Source organism: Holophagales bacterium (assembly GCA_016699405.1).
Taxonomy (GTDB): Bacteria; Acidobacteriota; Thermoanaerobaculia; order Multivoradales; family JAGPDF01; genus JAAYLR01.
Genome location: CP064972.1, coordinates 3,071,070 through 3,097,756, shown reverse-complemented (window position 1 = coordinate 3,097,756; position 26,687 = coordinate 3,071,070). Strand labels below are relative to the sequence as shown.

Genomic DNA, 26,687 nt, shown 5'->3' with positions numbered 1-26,687 from the left:
TAGCCGATCCTCGCGCGTCGATTCACCGCGCCGTCGACGGACGGCGATCGCGGTTCTGGAAATCGAGCATCCAGCCGGGGTACTCCGGCGGGAGCGCACTCGCCGCGTCGAGGCAGGCGATCTGCTCCGGGGTCAGCACGAGCTCGGTGCACGCCAGGTTGTCGGCGAGTTGCTCGCGGCTCTTGGCACCGAGGATGACGCTGGTGACGAACGGGCGCGTCAGCTGCCAGGCCAGGGCGACGCGCGCCACGCTGACCTCTTGCGCTGCCGCCACCTCGCGCAGCGCCGCGAGCACCCCCGGCAGGCGGCCGCGGTCGACCGGAGGGAAGTCGAACGAGGTACGACGGGCCCCCTCCGGTCCCGGCCGGTCGGGATCGAACTTGCCCGACAGCAGGCCGCCGGCGAGCGGGCTCCAGGGCAGGATCGCCAGCCCCTCTTCGACGCAGAGCGGGACGAGCTCGCGCTCGATGTCGCGACCGGCGATCGAGTAGTAGACCTGAGCCGAGACGAAGCGCGGCAGGTGTCTCGCGTCGGCCTGGGCGAGCGCCTTCATCGCCTGCCAGGCGGCGAGGTTGCAGAAGCCGACGTAGCGCGCCTTGCCGGAGCGCACCACGTCACCGAGCGCCCCGAGCGTCTCCTCGATCGGCGTGTCGCGGTCGAGCCCGTGAATCTGGTAGAGGTCGACGTAGTCGAGCCCGAGCCGTCGCAGGCTCTCGTCGATGCCGTGCAGGATGTGAGCCCGGCTCAGGCCGATCTGATTCACCCCGGGCCCCGTGCGGCCGCGCACCTTCGTCGCGACGACATAGGTGTCCCGGGGCCTTCCGAGGGCGGCGAGCGCCGCGCCGACCAGTCGCTCGGATTCGCCCTCGGAGTAGACGTCGGCAGTATCGAAGAAATTGACGCCGCCGTCGAAGGCCGCGCCGATCAGCGCCTGCGCCTCGCCCGCCCCGAGCCTGCCGACGACCTCCCAGAACCCCTTGCCGCCGAAGGTCATTGCTCCGAGGCAGAGCTCGGAGACGTAGATTCCGGTCCTTCCCAGCAGTCGGTAACGCATCGCAGGCTCCTTCGTCTTCTCGTCGGTGGGACGCGGTCAGCTTTCCGGCTTCTTGCCGGCCTCGAGCACGCCGCCGTGGCGCTTGTCGGCGCGCAGCAGCAGAAACGCGAAGATCAGCCCGGCCACGCCGAGGGCGGCGAACATCGTCTGCGTCGCGGCGTAGTCGTGGGTGCGGTCGATCAGGTAGCCGCTCGCTTTGGGGAAGACCATCAGCCCGACGTTCTGGATCGCGGTGAGCAGGCCGAAGGCGGTGCCGACGCGGCTCTCCTCGACGACCATGGGCACCGAGGGCCAGAGGGCGGCCGGCACCAGCACGAAGGCAGCGCCGAGGACGAGCATGCTGGGAATCGGGCTCCAGTGCGTCAGCCCCATCGCCAGGTGCGCCGGGATGAGCATCAGCGAGCCGACCACCATCATCGAGGCGCGGCGGCCGATCCGGTCGAGCAACCCGCCGGCGAACGGGGCGCAGACCATCGAGGCGAAGATGACGATGCTGGTGATGCCGCCGGCGGTGCTGAACATGTGGAAGAAGCTCGAGAAGACCTGCATCAGGAAGCCACCGCTGTCGGTCGCGTCGCCCGGGAAGCCCCACTTCGTGACGAACATGTCGGTCGACAGTGCGGTGAACGGGAAGATCGCGCTGTAGAAGGTGACGCAGAGGAAGACCACGTACCAGTAGGACGAGCCGAACTTGCCGATGTCGGAGAAGACGATCTTGTCTCCCGCCCCCGCCTGCGGCAGGGAGAGCGCCCGCTCGCCGCGGTGGTCCATGACGTTGTAGACGAGGTTGCAGAGCAGCGAGAAGCCGCAGAGGATCGCCGCCGCCCAGAGGGCGTACTTGTAGTTGCCGAAGTAGGTGGCGATCATCTGCTCGGTGTTGAAGCTGAAGAGCGTCCCCAGCCGGCTGAGCGTCAGGCTGATGCCGAAGGCGAGCGCCAGCTCCTTGCCCTTGAACCAGCGGGCGATGATGGCGCTCTGTGCCACCACCAGCGACTCGGAGCCGGCGCCGAAGACGAAGCGTCCGGCAAAGAGCGCCCAGGTGCTGTCGGCCAGCGCCACGATTACCGCCCCGAGAGTCACCAGCGCCGAGAACAGCAAGCTCGCCTTGCGCGGTCCGAGCCGGTCGATCAGCATGCCGCCGAAAAAGACGATGGCGATCGCTGCCAGCGAGTAGGCTGAATAGAGGTCCCCGATCGTCTCTCGCCCGAGGTTGAGCTCCTTGATCAGCGTCGGCGCCAGCGCCCCGATGCTGTCGTACGCGAAGTACGAGCCGAAGGTCAGCAGGCTGAGGAAGAAGAGGAGCACGAAGCGGTAGGCCCGCGTGCTCGGGTGGAAACCGCCGGCCGAAGAGGTGACGGGGGCGGCGACGGCGGGATCGGGAACGGACGACGTCATCGGGCTCTCCTCGCGGGACAGGGCGGAGGCGGCAGGCCCGCGGCCCACGGCTTCCAGGAAGGGGCTATCAAATCACGCCTCGGGCGGCGAGGTCGGCGAGCTCGGTGGGCCCGAGCCCCAACCACTCGCCCCAGACCAGACGGTTGTGGGCGCCGAGCTCCGGCCCGGCCCACAGCGTGCGACCGGGCGTCGAGCCGAGCTTGGGAGCCAGCGCGGGCAGGATCAGCGACCGATCCCCGACCGGTGTCGCTTCGAACATGCCCCGCGCCTGGAGGTGCGGATCGGCGACGAGATCGTCGACGCGATGGACCGACCCGGCCGGCACCGCCGCCGCGGCCATCGTCGCCAGCACTTCGGACAGCTCGCGCCCGCGCGTCCACTCCGCGATCGCCTCGTCGATCTCGACCTGGCGCGCCACCCGCCCGGCGTTGGTCGCCAGCCCGGGGTCCGCCGCCAGGTCCTCGCGGCCGATCGCCCGCATGAAGCGCCGATAGATCGCCTCCCCGGTGCCGCCGATGACGACGTGACGGCCATCCCGGCAGGGATAGAGGTTGGTGGGAACGACCCCGGTGATCGTCGTTCCCGAAGGTTGCCGCACCACGCCGCGGCCGGAGAACTCGGGCACGGTCGCCTCGAGACAGTTGAAGACCGACTCGACGAGCGCCACGTCGACCACCTGGCCCGCTCCGTCGCTCCCCCCCTGCTGGCGACCGAGGAGCGCGAAGGCGATCCCGAGCGCGGCGTGCAGACCGGCCAGCGTGTCGCCGAGCGAGAGATTCGCGCGGACCGGCGGCTCGCCGGGATGCCCCGTGAGATAGCGCAGACCGCCGACCGCCTCGCAGACCGAGGCATATCCGGGAAGCGGCGAGGACGGCCCGGTCTGGCCGTAGCCGGAGACGCGCGCGTAGACGAGCCCCGGATTCTCCGCCGCGAGGTCGTCGGGGCCCAGCCCCCAGCGCTCCATCGTCCCCGGGCGGAAGTTCTCGATCAGCACCTGGCAGGAGGCGGCGAGGCGGCGCACCAGCGCTCGCCCTTCCTCCTGACGAAGGTCCGCGGTGACGCAGAGTTTGTTGCGCCCGACGCTTCGCCACCAGTACGACGTGCCGCTGTCGTCGAGCAGCCGCCAGCCACGGATCGGATCGCCGGCCCCCGGCGGCTCGACCTTGACGACTTCGGCCCCGAAGTACGCGAGCAGCGTGCCGGCGAACGGCCCGGCGAGGAGCTGGCCGAGCTCGAGGACCCGGATGCCGGCGAGCGGCAGCTGCAGATCGCGGCTTGCGCTCACGGCTGCGCGACGACCGGCAATTCGATCGTGCTCGCCTGCCCGGGGGCGCGATAGACGCGCTGCACCGCTCGCCGGTAGTCCTGCGGCTTCGCTTCGAAGAGGCTCGGCACGAAGCTCTGCGGATTGCGGTCGTAGAGCGGGAACCAGCTCGACTGGATCTGCACCATGATCCGGTGCCCCGGCAGGAAGACGTGGTTGGCTGTCGGCAGAGCGAAGGAATACGCGAGCGGCGCGCCCGGCACGAGCGGTGCCGGCGTCTCGAGGCTCTCACGGTAGCGACCGCGGAAGACGTCGGCCGCGACCATGAGCTGATAGCCACCGAGCTCGGGCTGCGCGGCCACTTCGTCCGGGTAGACGTCGATCAACTTGACCACCCAGTCGGAGTCCGTTCCGCTGGTCGAGGCGATCAGGTGGACGACCGGCTGTCCGCTGATCTTCACCGGCGCCTTCAGGACCTCGCCCGTGTAGGCCAGCACGTCGGGGCGGCCGGATGCCTCGCGCTGGTCGTCGACGAGCCATTGAGACCAGGTCATCCCCGCGCCGTAGCCGATCGGCTGGATCGGTCGCGCGCGGTACGGGACCGGCTTGGCGGGATCGGAGATGTACTCGTCGAACGGCTCCTCGCCCCTCTCGGGAGCCGACGGCGGATCGAAACCCACCGTCAGGCCAGCCCGGAGGTAGAGCGGCGTCGGCTTCGGCTCGCAACCGCTTGCGCAGCCGGAGGGCCAGGAGGAGAGCTGCCGCCAGACGTTGGTTCCGGTTTCGAAGGCAGCGACGGGCGGAATGATGGCGGACGGGGTCCCCACCCGCAGGTACCGCTCGAGGAACGGACCCAGAATGTCGCGCCGGAAGGTCAGCGCCGTGTCGCTGCCGAACCGCAACGGGCCGAGCGAGCTGCCGTCGCCGATCGCCTGGCCATGGTGCCAGGGCCCGAGCACCAGGTAGACACGATCGTTGGCGGTGTCTTTCGGCTCGAGCGCCCGGTAGACGGCGAGCGCGCCGTAGATGTCCTCCTGGTCCCAGAGGCTGTGGACGAGCATCACGGGCGCGGTGAGCGGCCGGTCCGCGAGGACACGGTCGACCGCCTGATCGCGCCAGAAGGCGTCATAGGCCGGGTGAGCGAGGATCTTCCGCCAGAAGCCGATCTGCTCGAGTCCGTGCCGCCGTCCGAGCTCCCCGGCCGAGCCCGCCGAAAGGAAGGCGTCGTAGTCGTCGAAGTGGCTCGTCCACCACTTCACGTCCGACTTGCGCGTCCCGACCTGGTTGTAGAAGTACGGCATGTTCTGCTGCCGGAAGGCGCCGTTGTGGAACCAGTCGTCGCCTCGCCAGCCGTCGACCATCGGGTTCATCGGCACCGCCACCTTGAGGGCGGGGTGCGGATCGACGAGCGCCATGAGCGGCAGGAAGCCGTCGTACGAGATGCCGAGGATGCCGACCCGACCGTTGCTCTCCGGAAGGTTCTTGACCAGCCAGTCGATCGTGTCCCAGGTGTCGGTCGCATGGTCGACCGGGGTCGGGTTCTGCGGTCCGGAGAGCGGGCGGTTCATCACGTAGTCGCCCTCCGAGCCGTACTTGCCGCGCACGTCCTGGACGACGCGGATGTAGCCGCCCTCGACGATCAGGTCGGTGGCGTTGTCGTAGCCCTGCAGGACCGGCCCGAGGTGCGAGCTCTCGGCGTGGCCGGTGAGCGCGCTGGCGTCGTAGGGCGTACGGGTCAGCAGGATCGGCGCGTCGTGCGCGCCGCGCGGCACGAGGATGACGGTGTGGAGCTTGACCCCGTCGCGCATCGGGATCATCTCCTCGCGCCGCACGAAGTCGAAGCTCTCCGTCGCCGGCGTGAGCTTCTCCGGCGTCTCGCTCGGGAAGGCGGCGTAGGTCCCCGCGGCGGGCGGGGTCTCGGCCCGGACCGGCGAGACGATCGACCCCAACATGACGAGCGCCCGCACCGAGAAACCGGCGACCCGGTCGACGACCTTCTTCATCGCGCTCTCCCGGACGCGGCGGGAGTGCATCTGGGCCGCGCCCCGGGCGTGAGGAAACCGCGTTTCCCGCAGCGAGTCAAGCGGAAGGGGAGGCGGCGACTCAGCCCTGTCGGCTCACCATCTCGCGGATCCAGATCGGCGCGAAAGGCGACGTGCAGCCCTTCGAGACGGGATAGTCGCGATAGAGCCCGAGGGCCTCGCCGATGGCGAGGGCGCGTTCGCGGTGCTCGGGGAAGTGAATGCCGATGCCGGCGAGGCAGAAGTTCATCGTCCACTGCGCCGCCGGATCGGCCGTCGGCATCTCACGCTCGATCCGGTCGAGCAGGGCGGACAGGTCGAGCCCCTGCGGGCTCTTGCCGATCCGCCCGGAGGTGAGGGCCCAGCCGGCGCGGGCGGCCCAGGGGTCGCCGTCGGCCATCCACACCTGCCGCAGGGCTTCCTTCTCCGGGTGCTCCTTGACGACGTAGGCATTCAGCCAGTCGGCCAGTTGCGAAGCGTTCGCGGCGCGGACGAGGCGGTCGACGTCGGCGCGCGCGAGCTTCTTGAGGTCGAAGAGCAGCACGGCGAGGAGGCGCGCGTCGAGGTTGCCGGTCTCCCAGAGCTCGAGCGCCAACGCATGATCGACCTTGATCTTCTTGGCGAGCGCCCGGATCTCCCCGAGCTTGACTCCGAACTGGTTCTCCCCCGCTCCGAACTTCCGGTTGTGCGCTCGCACACTCGGGTCGGCGAGCGACTCGAGCTTCGCCATCACTTCGTCACGGGTCATCGCTCTGCTCCGGTCCAGGCTGAACCAGGCTAGCGCAGGTGCTGCCTGGCGAAGGGGAGGGACTCCTGGCCACCCGGCATCGTACGGCCGACCCAATTACCAGCAGTCGAACCGACCACAGGCCGCGGCGCGCAGCGTGTCCCTTCCGGCCCGCCCGGACGTGACCTCCCGATCGCTCTGCGTGGGAAACCCTGGTTACGACCTCGTCGCCCTCTGGCGCATCGCCGCCAGGACACCGCGCGACTCTGGCGAAATCGCGATGAAGCGGACCGCGGCCTCGCCCGCGAGCTCCCGGGCAAGGGCGTCGAGGGCCGGATGCTCTTCGACGCAGGGGATGCAAGAGGTCGACCACCAAGTCAGGACGACCACGCTGCCTCGAAGAACGGCCGTGTCCCAGGTTGCCGAGTCCGCTACCGGAGTGCCTACGAGATGAGGAATCTCGGCTCCGAACGAGAGACTCCCGACCGACTCGTTGCCGCGCCACTGGTACCGAAGCTGTCCACTCTCGAGGAGGCCCACGCCGAGCACGGCGACACGGGAGCCTTCGAGGGCCACAGGAATCCGCAACTCCTCCAAGGCTCGCGAAGCGGTCACCGACAGTTCACGGATTCCGACCCTCAGGGTCCCATCGCGGAGTTTCGCGATGACCGCCGCGCGCCGTTCTCCCGCTCGCATTCCGCGCACCACCCACACATCCGAAAACTCTGAACCGTGGGACAACCGTGCGTGCTCCGGCTCGGCGAGCGCCATCCGCTCCGCGATGGCGGACGGTGGAAGCCCCCGAGTCCACTCCGCGATCTCCCCCGCAGCCAACCGACTGACCGCCAACCACCCGAGGACGAGAACGACCTTGAAGGCGTCTCGGCGAAGTTGGCGACGGCGCTTCATCAGGTGCGATCGCTCGGATCCACGTATCGAGAACGACTCCGTCCCATGTCTCGGGTTGACAGGCAAGAGACGGTGGTCAGGGCCCCACGGCCTGCTCGGCACCGTCGTCGCTTCTCTTGTTACCACCCCTGCCCGTCCGCCCCCGACCACGCCTCGAGTCCTCCGAGCTCGAATCCATCGCTGAAGATCTCGAGACGCTCAATGAAGATGTCGTCGACCCCGTTCGTGTCGTCTGGGACGAGATTGCTTGCCGTCGAATCGAACGCCACGGAGTGACCGTCGCCGGAGATCGACAGGTAGGAGCTCTGACCATTCGCCTGGGCTTCGGGAAAGGCAGCTGACACGAGGACCACTGTCCCCAACGGGAGATCGCGCCGGAAGACGTCGGTAACTCCGTTCCAGTCCGCCGGAACGAGGTTGCTCGCGTCGCTCGCGAAGGCGATGAACCGCCCGTCGTCCGAGATCGAAGGCCCGCCACTTGCGCCGTTCGCCTCCGCACCGCTCTCGACGACGGAAACTCGTGTCGTCATTCCCGTTTGGCGGTCGTGGACAAAGACGTCGGCGACCCCGTTCGCGTCTGCCGCGACGAGATTGCTGGCACCGGAAATGAATGCCACGTACCGGCCGTCGGCGGAGATCGAAGTCTCGTTGCTCGTACCGTTCCCCTGCGCGCCGCTGTTGTCTACCGAGACGCGCGAGGTCGTTCCCGTCTGACGATCGTGAACGAAGCAGTCCCAGCTTGCGTTCGTGTCTCCCGAGACGAGGTTGCTGGCAAGCGAGTCAAAGGCCACGAAACGACCGTCGCCCGAGATCGACGGCGAGAAACTGCCGGCGCTTGCTTGCCCCCCGGCGCTGCTCACCGAGACCCGCGTGGTCGCCCCCGTGAGGAGGTCGTGAACGAAAACATCGAAGGTGCCGTTGGTGTCATTTGCGACCAGGTTGGTGGCGACGGAGAAGAAGGCCACGAATCGCCCGTCTCCGGAAATCACGGATCCGAGACTGACGCCGTTCGCCTGGGCTCCATTCCCGGCGAGTGAGGCCCTTGTCGTCGTCCCGGCCTGACGGTCGTGGACGAAGACGTCCCGGGACCCGTTGGTGTCCGATCCGACCAGATTGCTTGCATCCGAAGAGAACGCCACGAAACGGCCATCGACGGAGACCGAAGGAGAATAGCTGAGAGCGTTCCCTTCGACACCATTGCTGCTTACCGAAACCCGCGAAGTCGTTCCGGTCTCGCGGTCGCGGACGAAGACGTCCGTGGTCCCGTTCGTGTCTGCCTCGACGAGGTTGCTGGCATCGGAGGCGAAGGCCACGAAACGGCCATCGCTGGAGATCGACGGGCGACCAAGGCTGCCGAGGTTCGCCTCGACGCCTGCCGAATCGACGGAGACTCGCGTGATCTCGCCCGCGACCGCGGCGGTGGGCGGCCAGAAAGCCAGGAGGGCGAGAAGAATCGAGCGGATTCGAGGCATGGAGACCTCCTTCGTGGGGGAGTGCGCCGTTTCACGGCATGGTACGGTCAATTGTCGCACACTGGCCTCCACCCGGAGGTCCCTCCCCAGTGAATGGCATGGTGACGGGCCAGCAAGGAAGGGACGCCGCTCAAGCGTCGCCCTTCTTCCGGGTCGGCTGCCAGTCGAGGTGGAGTTGCTTTCGAGAAGCTGCACGCTCGCGCAGGTAGAGGTTGATGAGGGTCTAGTACGGGATCGCCGTCTCCTGAGCGAGGCCATTGAAGTCGCCGATGGTCGGCACGTCGAGACGAAGGGTGACCTTCTTCTTCAGCTGCCGGGCGCAGGGGTTCGGGCGTGCGTGCGAGAAGTCGGCGTCCTTGCTCATGACTCGAGCCTCGCGACGCACTTGATCTGCTCCTTCCGACTGGCCTTGCCGGCCGAGATGAGGCGACCAACGCCGCCCTTGGCGCGATCGCAGTGGCAGATGAACAGCACTCGAAGGGACGAGCTCAGGCCGAGAAGGACGAACCGGCCTGCGCCGTGGAAATGATCGTGGTCGTCGATCAGGAGCGCATGGAGGTCAACGAACACCGACACGACCTCAGCAGAGGAAGACCCATGGCGGCGCCGGTCGAGAAGGTCTGGCAGCGGATCCCACTCGAAGCGGGGGCTCCGCGCCATCACGACATGGTCATTGCGTTGTCAGTGCTGCGCCAGGGCTTCCTTGACGAGGGACCCGGCACAGGTCGCACCCTGCGAACAGCGACCAACTGCCCTTTCGCTGGACCGATGCGGCTCCTGCCGCTCGGTCGAGGTGCGTTTCGCGATTCGTGCGCTGGTCGAGCGCCTCGCGCGAGCGGGGCTCGCCCGGCTGGCGGAGCCCCCGCTCGCGCGGAAGGGTCAGGCGATGGTGACCTCGGACGTGAGGTAGACGTCCTGGATGGCGTGAAGGAGGGCGGCACCTTCCTTCATCGGGCGCTGGAACGCCTTGCGACCGGAGATGAGGCCCATGCCGCCGCCGCGCTTGTTGATGACCGCCGTGCGCACCGCTTCGGCGAGGTCGCTCTCGCCGGAGGAGGCGCCGCCGGAGTTGATCATGCCGATCTTGCCCATGTAGCAGTTGACCACCTGCCAGCGCACGTAGTCGATCGGATGCTCGGCCACCAGCGTGCCATAGACCTTCTTGTGCGTCTTGCCGAAACCCTTGAAGGCGTTGTAGCCGCCGTTGTGGGTCGGCAGCTTCTGCTTGATGATGTCGGCCCCGAGGGTCACGCCGAGATGGTTCGCCTGCGCGGTCAGGTCAGCCGCCGTGTGGTGGTCGACATCGCCCTGCTTGAAGCTGGGGTTGCGCAGATAGCACCAGAGAATGGTGGCCATCCCGAGCTCGTGCGCCGCGGCGAAGGCCTGACCGACCTCCTCGATCTCGCGGTCGGCGTCGTCGGAGCCGAAGTAGATCGTCGCACCGACGGCCGCGGCCCCCATGTCCCAGCACTGCTCGATCTGCGCGAACATCGTCTGCCGCGCCCCGTTCGGGTAGGTCAGAAGCTGGTTGTGGTTGATCTTCACCACGAACGGGATCTTGTGCGCGAACTTCCGGGCCACCAGCCCGAGCCCGCCGAGCGTGCAGGCCACCGCGTTGCAGCCCCCCTCGATCGCCAGCCGCACGATGTTCTCCGGGTCGAAATACACCGGCTCCGGCGCGAACGAGGCAGCGGCCGAGTGCTCGATCCCCTGGTCGACCGGCAGGATCGAGACGTAGCCGGTCCCCGCCAGGCGCCCGGTCCCGTGAATTCGCTGCAGATTGACCAGCACCGGGGGAATGCGGTCCGAGACGGCGAAACAGGCGTCGACCTGGTCCGGCCCGGGGATGCGGATCGTCTCCTTCGGCACTCCCGCACAGCGGTGGCTCAGCAGACTCTCGGCCTCGGCGCCGAGCAACTGCGTGATCTTGGCAATCTCTCCCATCGTTCCCTCTCCTCTCGGGACATTCGTGCGGATGCTATCGCGTCGCAGACCCGCGGGGTCGTGAAAGGTGACTCGCCGGGGCGCACCGCGTCACCGGTTGCCGCGACGGCGAGCGCGGCGAGCCAGGGCGAGCGCCCGGTCGATCGTGGCCAGACCGGAGCGCGCTCGCGCCAGCTCCTCCTCGGTCGCCGCGCAGCCGGCAAAGCTCTCGCGCAGATAGAGCGCGACCAACTCGGTGACCGGCGCGGCGACCTGCGGAAATCGTGCCGCTGCGGCGTCGGCGAGCGCCAGAGGCGGCACGGAAGCGCCGACCCGCAGGCCGGCACTGCGCAGCGAGCGGCGCAGACGAGAGTAACCGTCGGTTGCCGTCCACGCGGCACGGCGCCGCCGTGCGAACCAGACCACCGCCGCCGCGGCCACCGGCGACAGCACGGCCGTGAGGACAAGCGCTCGTCGTCCCCAGGCCGGCGCGGCACCGCTGGCACCACCGGCCGGGACCACGACCGGCGTCGTGGGAGCGGCCGGTGGCGGCTCCGGCCGGCGCAGTTGCTCCATCAGACGATCCCAGGCGGCGCGCAACGCACCGATCAGACCCACCTGGTCGTCGAAGTCGAAGCCCAACACGTAGCGGTCCCACTGGAAGACCAGCCCGTCGAGCGCCTGCCGGGCATAGAGCAGGAAGTCGGCCGGCGACGCGCCGGGCATGCCGGACGGCGGTGTCGGGTCGAAGACCTGCCAGCGGCCGTCGACGTACGCCTCGACCCAGGCGTGCGCGTTGCTCTGGCGGACGATCAGCGCCGACTCCCAGAGGCTCTCCTCGGCCCCGTAGAAGCCGGTCACCAGCCGCGCCGGGATGCCGCGGGCACGCAGCGTCAGTACCATCGCCGAAGCGAAGTACTCGCAGTGGCCTTCGCGGGTGCGGAAGAGGAAGTCGCCGATCGGATCCGCTCCGCCGCGCCCGACGAACGCCGTCGAGTAGCGCAGCTCACGGTGGAACCGCGCCTCGAGCCGCCCGGCCTGAACGAGCGGCGTTCCCTCCCCCGCCCAACGCCCCGCCAACTCGGCGATCTCCGGCGTGACGCCGGCGCGATCGAGCGTCGGGTCGTCGGCCTCCGGCTCCACGGCGGCGCTCAGCGGTCGTGGGCCGAGGAGAGCGACGTACTCGACCTGGCGCGTCGGCGCGAAACGCAGCAGCGCCGCGCCACCGCGGTCGACATCGAGGGTCGGCAGGTCGGCGTCGACGGCGATCGTCTCGACCGGCAGAGCGAGCCCGGTGGTACCGAGCGGCTCGAGGAAGATCCGCATCTCCCCCACCGGCTCCCCCGGAGCGAGCCGGAAGCCGAGGAAGCGCTCGGGCAGGATCCCCTCCTCGCGCGGCGAACGCCCCCACGACCGCCCTTCCCAGCGCTCGTAGGTGGCGGCCTTGAGGCGGATCGACTCGGGACGCGGCGTCTGCCGCGCCGGCACCAGGCGCAAGGCGACCGCGGTGTTCTCGCGGATCCGGCCGATGAGGTCGAGGCTCATCTCGTCGGAGAAGCCCGCGGTCCGGTCCGGCGGACCGGTGAACCCGGCGGGCGCGGTGACGAGCGGGGTCCGCACGCGCGGCAGGATGGCGAAGAGCGGCACGGCGGCGAGGAGGGTGCCGCCGACAGCGAGCACGAGGAAGCGTCCGACGGGGAACGGCGTCGCCGGCAGCTCCTGGTGGCCGAAGCTTGCCAGCAGGTGCAGGAAGGCGAAGCGCAAGAGCGCCACCACGGCGAGCGCCAGGAAGGCGACGAGATAGAGCACCACCGACGGATGGACGCTGGTGGCCATCGCCGAAAGGAAGAGGAAGAAGACGCCGACGAGCGCCTGCCACTTGTCCCGCTCGCGGCGCAACGAGAAGAGCTTCGCGGCGAGCGCGAAGAGGATCAGGTGGACGACCGGTCGCAGCGGCTGCGACCTTCCGAAGGCCAGCGCCTCGGCGATCAGCACCGGCAGGTAGGCGAACCCCAGCGCGTTGAGCGCCCAGTTCGGCAACCAGCTCTCCCGCCCCAACCAGGCGCGGCGGAGCTGCACGGCGACGGCGAGCCCGAAGAGCGCGACCGCTGCCCAGGCCGCCGCCCCGTTGAGCGGCAGGGGCAACGGAGCCAGGAGGGACAGCGCTCCGAGCCAGAGTCGCTTCTCGCGCGCGAAGGTCACCGACCGCCTCCCGGCGCCGCCAGGCGGAGCTGCCGAGCCGCCGGGTCGCTCGCCGCGAGCTCACCGCGGACGACCGGCACGGGGCCGAGCAGCGCCAGCGTCTCGAGAATCGTCCGCCGCTGCCGCGGACCGCCGGCGAAGGGCAGGAAGCGGTCGCGGGTCACCAGCTCGACGTCGTAGCCGCGGGCGAGATGGTCGACGGCCGCGGTCGCCGCCTCGCTCACCAGCACCTCGAAGCGCGCCGCGAGCGCCGCTTCCGGCCGGGCGCCGATCGCGTTGTCGAGCAGAATCGAGAGGCGCAACGTCTCCTCGGCCTCGCGCTCGGTGAAGACCAGGCTACCCAGCCGGGCCGTCTGCTTCCAGTGGATCGAGCGCGGGTCGTCGCCCGTCCGGAAGGCCCGCAGCCCGTGCAGCTCGTGCCCCCAACCGGCGCGACGCGACGACTCCTCACCCGACAACCCGCCGCGATCGAGCTCGACCCCGCCGGCCGGGAAAAGCTCGGGGTAGATCAGCAGCTCGCGGTCGAGCGGGTAGCGCAACCCCTTCCGGAAGAGCCCGAGGGGGAAGAGGCTGGCGACATGGGCCGAGCGCAGCCGCTGCCGGCCTCGTCGCGGGAAAAGCAGCTCGACCCTGCCGCGCGCCCGTCCGCCCGGCACCAGGAAGGGGACGAGCCGCGCCCGACCCGAACCGTCGACGGTGATCTGCAGCAGCCAGCGCGGCAGCCACTTGCCTCGATGCTGCACGGTGAACCCGGCGAGGGAGGGACGGCGGGCGAACACCTCCTCCGGCAGCTCGAGGTCGATGGCCAGCCGGCGCAGGTTGGCGCGCGACGACAGACCCGAGACGACCAGCAATCCGAGCATCGACGCCAGGACCATGTAGAGCGCATTGTTGCCGGTGTTGGCCGCGGCGGCGGCCACCAGCACGGCGAGCAGCAAGTAGCTCAAGCCGACGCGGGTGATGCGGATCCCCTCCGGCGCCGGGCGGGAGGCGAACCAGCTCCGCAGACGCACCGCGGCGGCGCGGATCCTCGCCGCCCTTCCCAGCGAGCGGCGAACCGACGTGTCGAGCGAAGCGACGGCGACCGACGTCATTCCGCCTGCCGGGTCAGAGCGGAACCGGGAGGCCGGCCACCAGCTGCTCGAGTGCCCGGCGCGCCGGGTCGCCGCTGCCGCTTCCCCGCCGCAGCACGACCCGGTGGCCGAGGACCGGCACGACGAGGCGCTGGACGTCGTCGGGGACGACGAAGTCGCGCCCTTCGCAAATCGCCAGGGCTTGCGCGGCGCGACAGAGCCCCTGCGCCGCGCGCGTCGAGACGCCGAGCTGAAACTCCTCGCCGCGCCGCGTCGCCTCGCAGAGCTCGAGCACGTAGTCGGCGATCTTCTCGGCCAGCCGCACCTCGGGAACCAGCCGCTGCAGCGCCGCGAGCTCGTCGGGTCCGAGCACCGCGGGGAGCTCGGCGAGGGTGCGCTCGACGCCGCCCGAGAGCAGCAGATCCCGCTCCTCCCGCCGCGGCGGGTAGCCGAGGCGCAGCGACATCTCGAAGCGGTCGAGCTGCGACTCGGGGAGCGGGAACGTGCCGATGTACTCGTGCGGGTTCTGCGTCGCCAGGACGAGGAACGGCTCGGGCAGCGCATGGCGCTGGCGCTCCACGGAGACGCGCCGCTCGCTCATCGCCTCGAGCAGGGCCGACTGCGTCTTGGGCGTCGCCCGGTTGATCTCGTCGGCCAGCACGATGTTGGCAAAGAGCGGTCCCTGGACGAACTCGAACGCCTCGCGCCGCTGATTGAAGATCGAGACGCCGATGATGTCGGACGGGAGCAGGTCGGAGGTGAACTGGATGCGCTGGTACTCGAGCCCGAGCGAGCGGGCCAGGGCCTGGGCGAGGGTGGTCTTGCCGACTCCGGGGACGTCCTCGAGCAGAACGTGGCCACGAGCCATGAGGCAGACGAGCGAGAGCCGGATCGCCTCGGGCTTGCCCCGCACGACGCGGGCGACGTTCTCCTCGAGGCGCCGGATGGCGGCGGCCACCTCGGGGGGACTGAGCGAAAGAGTCATCTCCCTCTCCTACGGACAAGACCCGATTCCGGTCGACACGGCAGCGGAGGGCGGCTCCCGAGGCGCGACGCCGCTCGATTCTACTGGACCGGCCGGCGTCGATTCCCGGCCAGCCGAGCGATGACCGGGGCGCGACGCGAGTGCGATGCACGGCGGAATTGACAGCCCTGCGGCCGGTCACGTAACTTGCCGCGAGACCTTGAGGAAGCCCATGCCCCGCATCTCCTGCCTCGCCCGCCTCGCCGCCGCCCTCGCCCCCCTGCTCGTCGCCGGAGCCGCCTCCGCGACCTCGTTCGTCGCCGTCTCGGACGCCGACCTGACCGCGCAGGCCGATTTGATCGCCGTCGTTCGGGTGGAAGAGCGGCTGGCACCGGAAGGCGAAGGGCGCCCGATGACGCGCTATCGCGTCGTCGTCGAGCGGCTCCTCAAGGGCGACGACCCCTCCGCCGCCTTGACCGTCGAGGTCCCGGGCGGAGTGCGCAAGGACGGTGTCGGTCAGCGGATCTGGGGTGCTCCGTCGTTCGCCGACGGGGAGTCGGCGCTCCTCTTCCTGCGGCGGGGAAACAGCGGGGCTTACCACGTGCTCCATCTCCTCCAGGGGGCCTTCCACCGGATGGAGATCGACGAGCGCCCGGTGGCATTTCGCGACGCGCGTGAAGCGAGCGAGCTCTCGCTCGGCGACCGCGAGGCCAGTCGCGATTTCAAGCGTGTCCGCGATTTCGACCGCTTCGCCGACTGGGTCGCCGATCGCGCCGCGGGGATCGCCCGCCGGCCGCAGTACTTCGTCGCCGTCGAGCCGCAGCAGGTCGAGACGCTCGTCGAGCGCTTCACGCTCTTCGAGGAGAACGGCTTGAACCTCCGCTGGTTCCAGTTCGACGTCGGCGGATCGGTCACCTATCTGGCCTACCAGGACGGCCAGCAAGGGCTCACCGGCGGCGGCTTCGCCGAGTTCCAGCAGGCGTTGCGCGATTGGAACAACGAGACCTCGACGCCGATCAACCTGGTCTACGGCGGCACCACGGCGCTTACCGGCGGCCTCGACACCTACGACGGCGTCAACACGATCCTCTTCAACGACCCGAGCGCCGAGATCGAGGACACCTTCAGCTGCACCGGCGGCGGCACGCTCGCCTTCGGCGGGCCGTGGTACTCGACCTCGACCACCGGGCAGTTCGGCGGCAGGACGTTCATCCGCATCCAGGGCGGCGACATCGTCACCAACGACGGGATCTCCTGTTTCTTCGAACGCAGCGGCAATGCGAGCAAGGCTGCCGAAGAGCTGTTCGCCCACGAGATGGGGCACAACCTGGGCCTCGGCCACGCGAGCGAGTCGAAGACCGAGACCGACAGCACGCTCAAGCAGGCGTTGATGTACGCCTACATCCACAACGACGGGCGCGGCGGCCAGCTCAACAGCGACGACATCCTGGCCCTGCGGGCGCTCTACACCGTCGGCGGCGGCGTTCCCACCTGCGGCGCTGGCGGCAGCGTGCTCTGCCTGCTGAACAGGCGCTTCCAGGTCTCGGTCTCCTGGCAGAACCAGTTCAACGGCCGTTCCGGTGTCGGCGGCGCGGTCACCAACACCGATCTGTCCGGCTTCTTCTATTTCGACGACCCGTCGAACATCGAGCTCATCGTCAAGGTGCTCGATTTCGGCACCGAGATCAAGGTCTTCTACGGCCAGTTGACCAACCTCAACTTCCAGCTCAAGGTTACCGACACGGTCACCGGGCGCACCAAGACCTACACGAACACCACGGGCGACTGCGGCGCGATCGACCCGGACTTCTCCAAGGCAGCGGCGCTCACCGCTCCGGCAGGGCTCAGCGAAGACAGGTCCCTGCTCGAACGGGCCGGAAGCTGCTCCGACTCGCCGACGACGCTCTGCCTGCTCGATGGCCGCTTCCGCCTCACCGTCGACTGGCGCAACCAGTTCAACAGCACCAGCGGAACGGGCGGCGCCCGCCGGCTGTCGACGCTGACCGGAGCCTTCTCGTTTACCGATCCGGCCAACCTCGAGATCCTGGTCAAGACACTCGACTTCGGCGACAAGTTCCTCGTGCTCTACGGATCGCTGTCGAACATCGAGTACACCCTCCGTGTGACCGATACAGTACGCGGCGTCAGCCGGAATTACCTCAACCCGGCCGGCAACTACTGCGGCGGAATTGACACGACCAGCTTCCCGAAGTGACCAGACCCGGAGCGGCACCCGCCCCGGGTTGGTCGGGTCTCGGGATCGTCGTCATCAGTCTGTTCGCGACCGCATTCGGATTCAGTGTAGTCAGAGTACTCACCCCATCGGTGACGAACTGGATCGAGTCGTTCCTTCACGCCTCAGAGTCGCCCTCACAGGCGCTGGAGCGCGTCCGCGGAAAGGAATACGCCGCGGCGATCGGGACGATCTCGCTTCGAATCCCATCGCGAGACAGGTATGGGCTGGCTGACGCCGTCGATCTCCGCGACGGAGGGGCCTTCTGGGTGCGTTACGACCTCGCACCACGCCGCCCGCTGTACCTCGGTTCGTTGGAAGAGGTTCGCCGGAGACCCGATTTGGCGCGCGAGCTAGTCGCCGAAGGGCTCTGGATAGTCGTCGCCCAACCAGATTCCGAGCCGCCCGAGCTCTGGACTTCGGCAGACCTTGAGAGCTGGCTCGCCGGGGCCAATGCTCCTTAGGCTGACTTCCGGCCTCGCCGGCCCAGTTCTCATGGCGCTCCTCGGCTGGAGCGTCCTCGCCTCAGTTGGCGCGCTGCGCGACCGGTCCTTGACCCTTCGAACGGCCTATGCCTTCCTCGTCGGACAAGCACTCCTTGCGATCGCACTCTGGTCTTTGTCTCTCGCCGAGTGGGTGCGACTCGATCGAGCCGGAATCTTGTCGGTGGCCGGCTCGCTGGCTTCGGTGGCCGCCCTGTTCGGCCTGCTGATGAAGCGAGTACGGCGCCTTCGAGGAGGGCCACCAGCCAACCTCCTGTCGCGCTCCTCGGCACGCGGAGGCCCAGCTTCGGTGTTCCTTGTCTCGCTCGCCACCCTTATCGGAGGCGGCCTCCTTCTGAGATCGGCAACAGACCCGGTCCACGATTTCGACGGCCGCGGAACTTGGGCGACGTTGGCGCGCTTCGTCGCTGCCGAAGAGACAGTGCTGCCTAGGGCGTTCACCGACGAGACCATCTACGTCTCCCACTCCCACTATCCGTTGATGATGCCGCTGGGCCAAGTTGTGAGCGCAGCCCTCTCTCGCCGGTCGCTAGCGCTCTTCTCGGCAGCTCCCCTCTACGCGCTCTTCTACCCGGTCCTCCTCGTTCTGGTTTTCGAGGGAGGGCGACGCCTGGCAGGCCGACAGGCAGCCACAGTTACGACTCTACTCGCGTCGCTGCTGCCCGTAGTCGCCAGCAACCCAGACGGAGGTGCCGGCGGCGTCTATAGCGACCTACCGCTCGCGTGTTTCCTCGGTGGTGCGCTCTTGCTGGCCATCGAACGCAGGTTCGTCGCGACACACGCTGCACTCGCTGGCCTCCTCTTCGCGGGAGCCCTGCTCTGCAAGAACGAGGGGATGATCCTGGTGCCTGTCTCTCTCGCCGGGGCCCTCTTGGTGCGACAGAGACCTCTTCACCATCTGGCAGCACGGTTTGCGCTCGGAGCTCTACCGGTCGCGGCCGCGGCCGGGCTGCTACTCGCATGGAGGGCGCGAATTCCGGGTCGTTTCAACGAGAACTACCTCGAGAGGCTCTCGCTCGGGAACCTTCTCGCTAGATTGCCCCAAAACCTCGCCGGACCGGCCAAAGAGGCGGTCGGGATGCTATTCCGTTTCGAGGATTGGGGCTTCTTCTGGTCGATCGTCATTGCTTCCATACTCCTTGGGCTTCCACAGCTCCGCCGACGCGCCCCGCGCCCGCTCCTTATCGCTGCGAGCTCGCCCCTCTTGATCGCCGCTACGGCCTATTCCGTCAACCCAGACCTTGGCCTGGTGCGAGTGACGTGGAACCGCCTTCTGATTCAGGTCCTGGTGCCGATCCTCTTCCTAAGCGCAACTGTCACGCGCGGAACCCTCCGTCGCCTTCGAGCTTGGGGAAGCTTCGAGCGCTTGGCCAGGGCTCGCAACAACCTCGCCGAATGGGCGCCGGCCTCCTCACCCTCGAGTTTGCGCATGACCCTGAGGGCCGCACTCCTCCTTGGTGTCTTGACCGCGGCTTACCTCCCGTCAACGTTTCGCCAAATCTCATCTGCTGTCGGCCCGGACTGGGGCGATCCCCTCCTCAACCTCTACTTCATCAAGTGGGGGGCGCAGCGCATCGCCCACGGACTTTCGGGCTTCTGGACGGCTCCGTTCTTCCACCCCACCCAGGGCACGATGACGCTCTCGGATCATCTGCTCGGCCCGGCTGCCGCGACCTGGGCCCTCGGGCTCGTCGGCGTCGGCCCGGTCGCGGCCTACAACCTGCTCCTGCTCTTCTCATTCGTCGGCAGCGGTCTGGCAACCTACTGGGTCCTCGCCCGTTCCGGTACGAGTAGGAAGGCAGCGCTCTTCGGGGGCATCGCCCTCGCCTTCACCCATTTCCGCTTCGACCAGCTCTCGCATCTGCAGATCCTGCTGATGCCCTGGATTCCGCTGGCCCTCTGGAGCTTCGATCGCCTCCTCGCCCGGCCGACGGTCGGGCGAGCTGCTCTCTTCTTCCTGTTCTACGCCCTCCAGGTCTCTGGCGGAACCTACCTCGCCTACATGCTGCACTTTCCGCTCGCCATCCTGGCGGTCAATCGCCTGTTCGACCGGAGCTCGCGGTCGCGGCTCGGCGAGCGCGGGGCGATCGCCGTCCTCGCGGCGACCGCCTTCGGCTGCGGGGTGGTGGCGCTGAGCTTCTTTCTGCCTTACCTCCGCTACGCCTCGACCCTCGGCATCCGGCGCGAGACGATCGACATCGTTCCATACGCCGCCGTGGTCTGGAGCTGGCTCACCCCGACGGCGCGCAGCCTCGTCGACGGCCTCGGCATCGGCCCGCCCTACCGGGGCGAAAACGGGCTCTTCCCGGGGTTCCTGCCGCTCGCCTTGAGTGTTCTTGGTCTTCCCCTGCTCTGGCGCCTCTGCCGGGGGCCGCGCTGGTACGATCTCGACCGCGACGCCAGGCGTCTCCTGCTGGCCGGGGCGGGCGCCGTCGTGCTCGGCCTGGGGTTTGCCGACTTCTACACGCTCACCGAGAACGATCGGCCGAGCTGGCTCCGCGGCCTCGCGCTGCACCACTACAGCCGCCCGTCGATGGTCTTCTTCGCCGGGATCCTGCTGATTGCGGTCGCCCTCGCGCGCAGCCGTCGAGCGGATCGACCCGACCTTGGGGAGTCTGACGGAGGAGATCTGGTCGGGATCGACCCGATCTGGATTCGCGGGCTCCTCGCGAGCGGTCTCGTCTCGACGCTCCTTGCCCACCCCATCGTCTTCTTCACGCTGCGCTCCTGGGTCCCCGGAATGGACGGGATGCGCGTGCCCCAGCGATTCTGGGCTTTCGCGCTTCCCGCTCTGGCCTTGGCGGCCGGCGTCGGCCTCGACGCCGTGACGAATGCTCTGCGCTCGTCCGCTGCCCGCCGCCTGCTGCCACTGACCGCCTGCGCGTTGCTGGCCGCCGAGCTGGCGCCGAAGTCGTTCGAGTGGACTCCCGTGGCCTCGCAGACCGATCTGCCGAAGAGTAGTCAGTTCCTTCGCGACGAGCCCACGGTGCGCGGTGTGCTCGTGCTCCCGCTCTTCGGCGACCACCGCGAAGCCGAGCGAATGTGGCTCGCCAGCTTCCACGGCAAGCCGATCGCCAATGGCTACAGCGGTTTTCTCCCGGCAAGCTACCGCGCCTTCCAGGAACGTTTCGACCCGTTCCCGGTATCCGACGATCTTCACGACCTCCGCCGCCTCGGCCTCAGTCACCTCGAAGTGCACTGGGATCTCTTCGAGGCGAGCACTCGCCGTACCGCCTTTGACCGGATTTCCGCCGCGGAGAGAGCCGGCGTGCTCAAGGTGGTCTTCGAGGAAGAGCCGGTGGTGATCTACGTGTTGCCTGACGATTGAGCCGGGGAATCTCGGCTTGGTTTCCCGCGGCCCTCGCCTTGCGGAGCTTCGAGAAGCCGAGTCGTTCTGGCTCGACGGTCTCTGGCGCTCGAGCATCCCCCCCAATGTCTGCGTTGCAGGAGGCGGGCGCTCCCGACTCCACCCGCTTGACCGAGGCCACGAGCGCTTAGCAGCGCTAAGGCTCGTGCGGACGCCGGTCAATATTGCTTCAGTTGCACCAGGTCGACCGCCGGAATGGAAGCCAGAACCTCGCCGGCCGGAGCCTTCTCGACACGTCGATCGACGAGTCGAAGCTCGACGCACGCACGCCCGGGGCCGAGGCGCTTCTTGCCGAAGAGCGTCACCAATGAGTCGTCGATCGCCGGTGAGAGACCGCTCTTTTCGAGAGCGAGAACGACGCCGCTCGCCCACACCCAGGCATCTCCAACCGCACCGACGCGCGCACAACCGCCAGGCTTCGTCCCAGCGGCAGCGGCGCCACGCGCGGCATCGACGACTGTTTCGAGCCCTGGAGGAGTATTCAACCAGAGCTCCCGGCGATCGCGTATCGTCGTCGCCCAGGCGGGGCGCAGAACGGCCGCAAGAATCACCGATGCGGCAGCGAATCTCGCCGTAGTCCCTGCACCGCGCGCACGGAGACATGCGACTACGGCGCCTCCGACGCTCGCCAACGTCGCAGCTCCGACGCTCACGATCACCGGAACCAGGAACGTGACCAGGTAGGGTAGTGGCTCGCCGACGATGCTGGCCGCCGCAAAGAGCCCGGCAGCCAGCGCGGCGCTGGCGACCGCGAGCATCGCCAAAGCGATGCGATCCCGTCGCCAGGCGGCAATCGCGGCTGCGGCTACCAGGGCGAGCAGCAACACCCTCGTAGGGCGACCGCTTCGATCCTCCTCGGGTCGAGCGGCAGGCTGTGACTGCGACTCGAACAGCCTGTGCAAGGCCCGCGCGCAATCGTCGACGCTGGCACTCACCAGTTCCCGCCCCCCTGCAAGACCGACGATGTCGCGATGGCCGTCGCGATGCCGAAAGGTGCGCGCGATCAGCGACATGTTCCCGGCCTGCTCGCCGCCCCGATGCGGGCCGAGCTGCTCGACGAGCGGCGGAATCCAGAGCGCCCCGGCCGAGAGGCCGGCTGCGAGGGCGAAGGCCCGAGAGCGACGCGAACGAGCGACTTCGAGGCGCGGCGCGAAGTGGCGCACGGCGAGGCAGACGAGCAGCACGGCGCCTACGACCGGCGCCGTCCCGAGATGAGTCTGCACGGCGATGGTTGCGGCAAGCAGGACCGCTCCCAACGGCGCCGAGCGATTGACCGCGACAGCACTCGCCGCGGTCAACAGAAAGAAGACCGGCGCGACTACTTGGAACGGGGGCCAGGGGTTGGCCAGCTCATTGCTAGTGAAAGCCAACGGGAGCACCAGCACTCCAAGAGCCACCGCCAGGCTGGCGGTGCGGCCGAGGTAGCGCCAAGCGAGGAGAAGAGCGCAACCAGCCGCCGCGGCGTGCATCAACAGGGCGCCGACGATCAGAGCGAAGGAAGCCTGGCCGAGGAGAAGATAGCTTGGCACCAGAGCGACGAAGCCGGCCGGTCCCGGCTGCGCCCAACCGAATCTCGAATAGGCGCCCACCGCTCGCTCGAACGCGATGACCTCGCGAACGGCGACCTCGATCGTCGCCAAATCGTTGTCGAACAGAGTCTCGGGCCAGGGGCGCAGCACAGAGCGCAAGAGCGCAGCGACTATGGGGGCCAAGGCGACCGCGCCCGTCGCCGCCACAAGAAGGTCAAGCAGTCTGGGGATACTAGCGCGGCTCCCACCAGCCCTCATCGCCGGGCTGCGGACCCTCGCCGAAGGGGCTGAGGGCGAGAATTCGGTCACTGGCTTCACCGTTTTTCCGCCATTTCGATCCTACCTCAGGTTGGAACTTGCCTTTGTCACGACAGACGACCGAGAGAGTGCTGAACGTCTGTCCCTCAAGTGGAGGCCGGACTGCGGACTCCAAGTAGTGAGTTTCGAAACACCGGCCGTGTGAAGACATGTACTTCGCAACACTGATGCATCGGCTATCCTAATTGCGGCTCAATTTCGGGCCGGAAAGGAGCTCGGACTCCATGTCACCTCCTGCACGATTCGGACAAGTCTTAATTGCTCTGTTCGGACTTGCCGGACCCTTCCCGACGGACCTTCCAGCGGTTCAGTTCTACCCGCGGAACTACTTCCTAAACACCACAGCTGGAATCGGCGACGCGACAACCTGCACGGCCGAGACCTATGGGGTTCGTGGGAGCTACCAACGAACCTACGCCTACTCCGCGAATCACTGCGCCGGAACTGAGCTTTTCATCTGGGCGAAAGGAGTGCCGGACCCCTGGTCCGAGGAGCATTTCTACGCCGAGAACGGGTTCATCAAGCTCATGGACGACACGGGTGATGCGAACGGAGGCAATCTGAACTTCCTCCACGCTCTCCGTGACCACAGCTCTGGAAGAAAGGGCATCGAGGTCTTTGTCGACGGCATCGTCAACGACTCCGCCTTCATGGACCATCCAGGCTATTGGGTGGAAACCTGGGAAGGTGGGACCTGCCCGGGCACCTGGACGAACTCTGAGTGGCAAGAAGGCTTCGAAGAGAACACTTGGATCGGGACTATCGATTCTTGGCTGTTCGACTGTCGGGCTGGTCGCCTCTGCGAGGATGGCAAGCTGTATCCAGTCGAGGTCATACAGCGGAACGGTGGCAGCAAAGAACCCGGGGGACCCGTAGACCATTTCTGGTTCGCAAGGTGGCGGGACCCATTGGCAGGGAACCAGTGGAGGGGACTCGGTCCAATTCGATTCTGGTGCACCGGGGCCGGTTCGGAATGGTGTTCGACGGCGTCCGAAGCCCACTACCTTGTTGATTGCGAGGTAAGCCCGACCTGCTTCAACTGTCCCGACCCCTAGCTCAGCGTCTCATCCTCGGCTCCGGGTGGCCGGAATTCTGAGGCTCAGGGCCACTCCGGAGCCGACACTAGCTCTGTCTGACGATCAAGTCGGCGCCGCAGCACCTCCGCCGCCTTTCGGTGCGAGGGAGATCTCCGCCTCACCCCCGTCCCAGCGGCGGCGCAACTCTCCTGCCAGAACCCACTCCGGATCGAGAGCGACGCCGAAGCGCTTCGCCACCGTCTCGCGGACGATGATCATCAGGTCGAGGACGTCGGCGGCCGTCGCGCCGCCGGTGTTGACGATGACGTTGGCGTGCTTCTCGCTGATCCGCGCCCCGCCGATCTGCGTTCCTTTGAGGCCAGCGGCCTCGATCAGGCGTCCGGCGTGGTCCCCGGGGGGGTTCTTGAACACCGAGCCGGCGTTCGGCTGCCCGCCCGGCAGGGCCGCCTGCCGGCGCCTCGCCAGCTCGGCGATGCGGGCGAGCGCCGTCTGCCGCTCGGCGGTGCGCAGCTCGAAGAGAGCTCGGGTGACGATCGCTCCCCGTGCCCCGAGGTTCGTCCGCCGATAGGACGGCTCGAGCTCGGCCGCCGCCACGCGGCGCCGTGTCCCGTCGGCTTCGACCAGCCGCACCGACACGAGCACGTCGCGAATCTCGCTGCCGTAGCAGCCGGCGTTCATGTAGACCGCTCCCCCGACCGTCGACGGGAATCCGGCAAACGCTTCGAGTCCCGAGAGGCCGTGCTCGGCGGTCCGTCGTGCCAGGCGCGGCATCGACGCCGCCGCCCCCGCGCTCACCCGCTCGCCGCGCACCGCAGTCCGCCGCAAGCTGCCGCCGAGCCGGACGACCAGACCCGGCATCCCCTCGTCGGGAACGAGCACGTTCGAGCCGAATCCGAGCAGGAAGAGCGGCACCCCGAGCTGGCGCGCCGACGCCACCGTCGCGGCGAGAGCGCCCTCGGTGCCGACCTCGGCGAACAGCTCGGCCGCGCCGCCGAGGCGCAGCGTCGTCGCAGACGCCAGGACGACATCCCGCCGGCAGGCGACGCCGGGGATCTCCCCCAGGCGGCATTCGAGCGTCCGCAGAGGCTCGTCGTCAGATCGGGCGATCGGAATGCGTCCTATGCAATCGAACCGTTCCCTCCGCTCGCCCGCACGGGCGTGGCGCTCCGGGGAACGGGGGTGGCAACGGATAGTATAGAGACCCCGCAACCCGGGCGGCCCCGGAGATCAGGAGACGAGACGATGGCGGATCAGAAGGCAGAGCGGTTGAAGGCGATCGAAGGGGCGCTGACCCAGATCGAAAGGCAGTTCGGCAAGGGCTCGATCATGCGGCTCGGGCAGCGGGAGGGCCTCCAGCTCGAGGTCATCCCCACCGGCTCGCTGGCGGTGGACTCGGCGCTCGGCGTGGGCGGCTTCCCGCGCGGGCGGGTGGTCGAGGTCTTCGGTCCGGAGTCTTCCGGCAAGACCACCCTGGCGCTCTCGGTCATCGGCCAGGCCCAGAAGCGGGGCGGCATCGCGGCGTTCATCGACGCCGAACACGCGCTCGACTCCGAATACGCCAAGAAGCTCGGCGTGGACATCGACAACCTGCTGGTCTCGCAGCCCGACAACGGCGAGCAGGCGCTGGAGATCGCCGAGATGCTCGTGCGGTCCAACGGCGTCGACGTCGTGGTCGTCGACTCGGTGGCGGCGCTGGTGCCGCGGGCCGAGCTCGAGGGGGAGATGGGCGATTCGCACGTCGGCCTGCAGGCGCGTCTCATGTCGCAGGCGCTGCGCAAGCTCACCGCGATCGTCTCGAAGTCGAAGACCTGCCTCGTCTTCATCAACCAGATCCGCGAGAAGATCGGCGTGATGTTCGGCAACCCGGAGACGACCACCGGCGGCCGCGCGCTCAAGTTCTACGCCTCGATGCGCATCGACATCCGGCGGATCGCGGCGCTCAAGGACGGCGACGAGGTCACCGGCAGCCGGGTCAAGATCAAGGTGGTGAAGAACAAGGTCGCCGCCCCCTTCCGCCAGGCCGAGTTCGACCTCGACTACGGCGAAGGGATCTCGCGCACCGGCGAGCTGATCGATCTCGGCATCGAGCACAAGGCCGTGATCAAGAGCGGCGCCTGGTTCGCCTATGGCGACGTGCGTCTCGGCCAGGGGCGCGAGAACGCCAAGCAGTTCCTGCGCGACAACCCCGAGCTCACCGACGAGCTCGAGACGAAGATGCGCAAGGCGCTCGGCCTGCCCGCCCTCAAGGAGGCCGAGGAGGCCGCCGCGAAGTGAGCCGCAGCCGGCGGTGGCTCGCGCTGCTCGGCGGAGCGCTCGGAGTCTGCGCCGCCGCGAGTGCCGCGTCCGACGCGGCCGGCCTGCGCCTCGCGGTGGCCGGGCCGGCCTGGGCGGGGGGCACCGCGACGGTCCGGGTCGTGCCGCTCGCCCAGACGCCGTCGGCGCGGGTCGTCGTCCTGCTCTACGCCGAGGATCGCCTGCTGGCCAGCGCGACGGTGCCGCCCGCGGGCGGCACCGTGACCTTCTCGACTCGCGGGCTCGCCGCGGGGCCGCAGGAGCTCTGGGCGAAGGCCGGAACCGCGCAGGGGCGAGCTACCTTCCGCATCCTGCCGCGCGGGTTCGGCCCTGCCGCCTCGTTCGGGTTGGTGGCCCTGCTCGCCGCCGCGGCTCGACTGAGCCAGCGGACCCGCCGCGACTGA

At 68.5% G+C, this 26,687-nt stretch carries 19 protein-coding genes and 1 pseudogene; 5 read left to right on the top strand and 15 right to left on the bottom strand.

Going from position 1 to position 26,687, the window contains the following annotated elements; genetic code table 11:
* Positions 1 to 22: 22 nt before the first annotated feature.
* From IPJ17_12755 to IPJ17_12695, 13 genes and pseudogenes are all read right to left on the bottom strand, one after another.
* Positions 23 to 1,054, bottom strand: a complete 1,032-nt coding sequence (locus IPJ17_12755) for an aldo/keto reductase (GenBank protein ID QQR72381.1) — start codon at positions 1,052 to 1,054, stop codon at positions 23 to 25.
* 36 nt (positions 1,055 to 1,090) lie between these two features.
* Positions 1,091 to 2,449, bottom strand: a complete 1,359-nt coding sequence (locus IPJ17_12750; protein ID QQR72380.1) for an MFS transporter — start codon at positions 2,447 to 2,449, stop codon at positions 1,091 to 1,093.
* A gap of 67 nt (positions 2,450 to 2,516) precedes the next feature.
* Positions 2,517 to 3,716: a CoA transferase gene (locus IPJ17_12745; GenBank protein QQR76163.1), complete on the bottom strand. Its 1,200-nt coding sequence runs from the start codon at positions 3,714 to 3,716 to the stop codon at positions 2,517 to 2,519.
* 14 nt (positions 3,717 to 3,730) lie between these two features.
* A complete protein-coding gene (locus IPJ17_12740) occupies positions 3,731 to 5,665 on the bottom strand; it encodes a CocE/NonD family hydrolase (GenBank protein ID QQR76162.1) in 1,935 nt (644 codons plus the stop codon).
* Between the two features lie 151 nt (positions 5,666 to 5,816).
* Positions 5,817 to 6,482, bottom strand: a complete 666-nt coding sequence (locus IPJ17_12735; GenBank protein QQR72379.1) for a DNA alkylation repair protein — start codon at positions 6,480 to 6,482, stop codon at positions 5,817 to 5,819.
* A gap of 195 nt (positions 6,483 to 6,677) precedes the next feature.
* Positions 6,678 to 7,232: a TlpA family protein disulfide reductase gene (locus tag IPJ17_12730; GenBank protein ID QQR72378.1), complete on the bottom strand. Its 555-nt coding sequence runs from the start codon at positions 7,230 to 7,232 to the stop codon at positions 6,678 to 6,680.
* Positions 7,233 to 7,489: 257 nt separating this feature from the next.
* On the bottom strand, positions 7,490 to 8,842 hold the full coding sequence (locus tag IPJ17_12725; GenBank protein ID QQR76161.1) for a PD40 domain-containing protein: 1,353 nt from the start codon (positions 8,840 to 8,842) through the stop codon (positions 7,490 to 7,492).
* Positions 8,843 to 8,972: 130 nt separating this feature from the next.
* Positions 8,973 to 9,206 (bottom strand): annotated as a pseudogene (locus tag IPJ17_12720) (antitoxin).
* Positions 9,203 to 9,502: a BrnT family toxin gene (locus tag IPJ17_12715; protein ID QQR72377.1), complete on the bottom strand. Its 300-nt coding sequence runs from the start codon at positions 9,500 to 9,502 to the stop codon at positions 9,203 to 9,205. The pseudogene IPJ17_12720 and the gene IPJ17_12715 overlap by 4 nt, the downstream one beginning before the upstream one ends.
* Before the next feature lie 219 nt (positions 9,503 to 9,721).
* A complete protein-coding gene (locus tag IPJ17_12710; protein ID QQR72376.1) occupies positions 9,722 to 10,786 on the bottom strand; it encodes a class I fructose-bisphosphate aldolase in 1,065 nt (354 codons plus the stop codon).
* A 90-nt stretch (positions 10,787 to 10,876) separates the two neighbouring features.
* Positions 10,877 to 12,967: a DUF3488 domain-containing protein gene (locus IPJ17_12705; protein QQR72375.1), complete on the bottom strand. Its 2,091-nt coding sequence runs from the start codon at positions 12,965 to 12,967 to the stop codon at positions 10,877 to 10,879.
* The gene (locus tag IPJ17_12700; GenBank protein QQR72374.1) at positions 12,964 to 14,061 is read right to left on the bottom strand and encodes a DUF58 domain-containing protein; all 1,098 of its coding nucleotides are present in this window, start codon (positions 14,059 to 14,061) and stop codon (positions 12,964 to 12,966) included. The genes IPJ17_12705 and IPJ17_12700 overlap by 4 nt, the downstream gene beginning before the upstream one ends.
* Positions 14,062 to 14,074: 13 nt before the next feature.
* Positions 14,075 to 15,025, bottom strand: coding sequence for a MoxR family ATPase (locus tag IPJ17_12695; protein ID QQR72373.1), 951 nt, complete (start codon positions 15,023 to 15,025; stop codon positions 14,075 to 14,077).
* Between the two features lie 211 nt (positions 15,026 to 15,236).
* Between IPJ17_12695 and IPJ17_12690 the strand changes: the two genes are divergently transcribed.
* Complete coding sequence (locus tag IPJ17_12690; protein ID QQR72372.1) at positions 15,237 to 17,219, top strand: matrixin family metalloprotease; 1,983 nt, start codon at positions 15,237 to 15,239, stop codon at positions 17,217 to 17,219.
* A gap of 1,950 nt (positions 17,220 to 19,169) precedes the next feature.
* On the top strand, positions 19,170 to 21,068 hold the full coding sequence (locus IPJ17_12685; protein QQR72371.1) for a hypothetical protein: 1,899 nt from the start codon (positions 19,170 to 19,172) through the stop codon (positions 21,066 to 21,068).
* A 197-nt stretch (positions 21,069 to 21,265) separates the two neighbouring features.
* Here IPJ17_12685 and IPJ17_12680 read toward each other — a convergent pair whose 3' ends face one another.
* Positions 21,266 to 22,954, bottom strand: a complete 1,689-nt coding sequence (locus IPJ17_12680; GenBank protein ID QQR72370.1) for a hypothetical protein — start codon at positions 22,952 to 22,954, stop codon at positions 21,266 to 21,268.
* A 224-nt stretch (positions 22,955 to 23,178) separates the two neighbouring features.
* On the opposite strand from IPJ17_12680, the gene IPJ17_12675 reads away from it, so the two are divergent.
* A complete protein-coding gene (locus tag IPJ17_12675) occupies positions 23,179 to 24,009 on the top strand; it encodes a hypothetical protein (protein ID QQR72369.1) in 831 nt (276 codons plus the stop codon).
* 84 nt (positions 24,010 to 24,093) lie between these two features.
* On the opposite strand, the gene murB is transcribed toward IPJ17_12675, so the two are convergent.
* The gene (murB, locus tag IPJ17_12670; GenBank protein ID QQR72368.1) at positions 24,094 to 25,200 is read right to left on the bottom strand and encodes a UDP-N-acetylmuramate dehydrogenase; all 1,107 of its coding nucleotides are present in this window, start codon (positions 25,198 to 25,200) and stop codon (positions 24,094 to 24,096) included.
* 33 nt (positions 25,201 to 25,233) lie between these two features.
* On the opposite strand from murB, the gene recA reads away from it, so the two are divergent.
* Positions 25,234 to 26,265 (top strand): recombinase RecA, encoded by a 1,032-nt coding sequence (gene recA / locus IPJ17_12665; GenBank protein QQR72367.1) that lies wholly within the window; start codon positions 25,234 to 25,236, stop codon positions 26,263 to 26,265.
* Complete coding sequence (locus tag IPJ17_12660) at positions 26,262 to 26,687, top strand: hypothetical protein (GenBank protein QQR72366.1); 426 nt, start codon at positions 26,262 to 26,264, stop codon at positions 26,685 to 26,687. Before recA ends, IPJ17_12660 begins: the two co-directional genes overlap by 4 nt.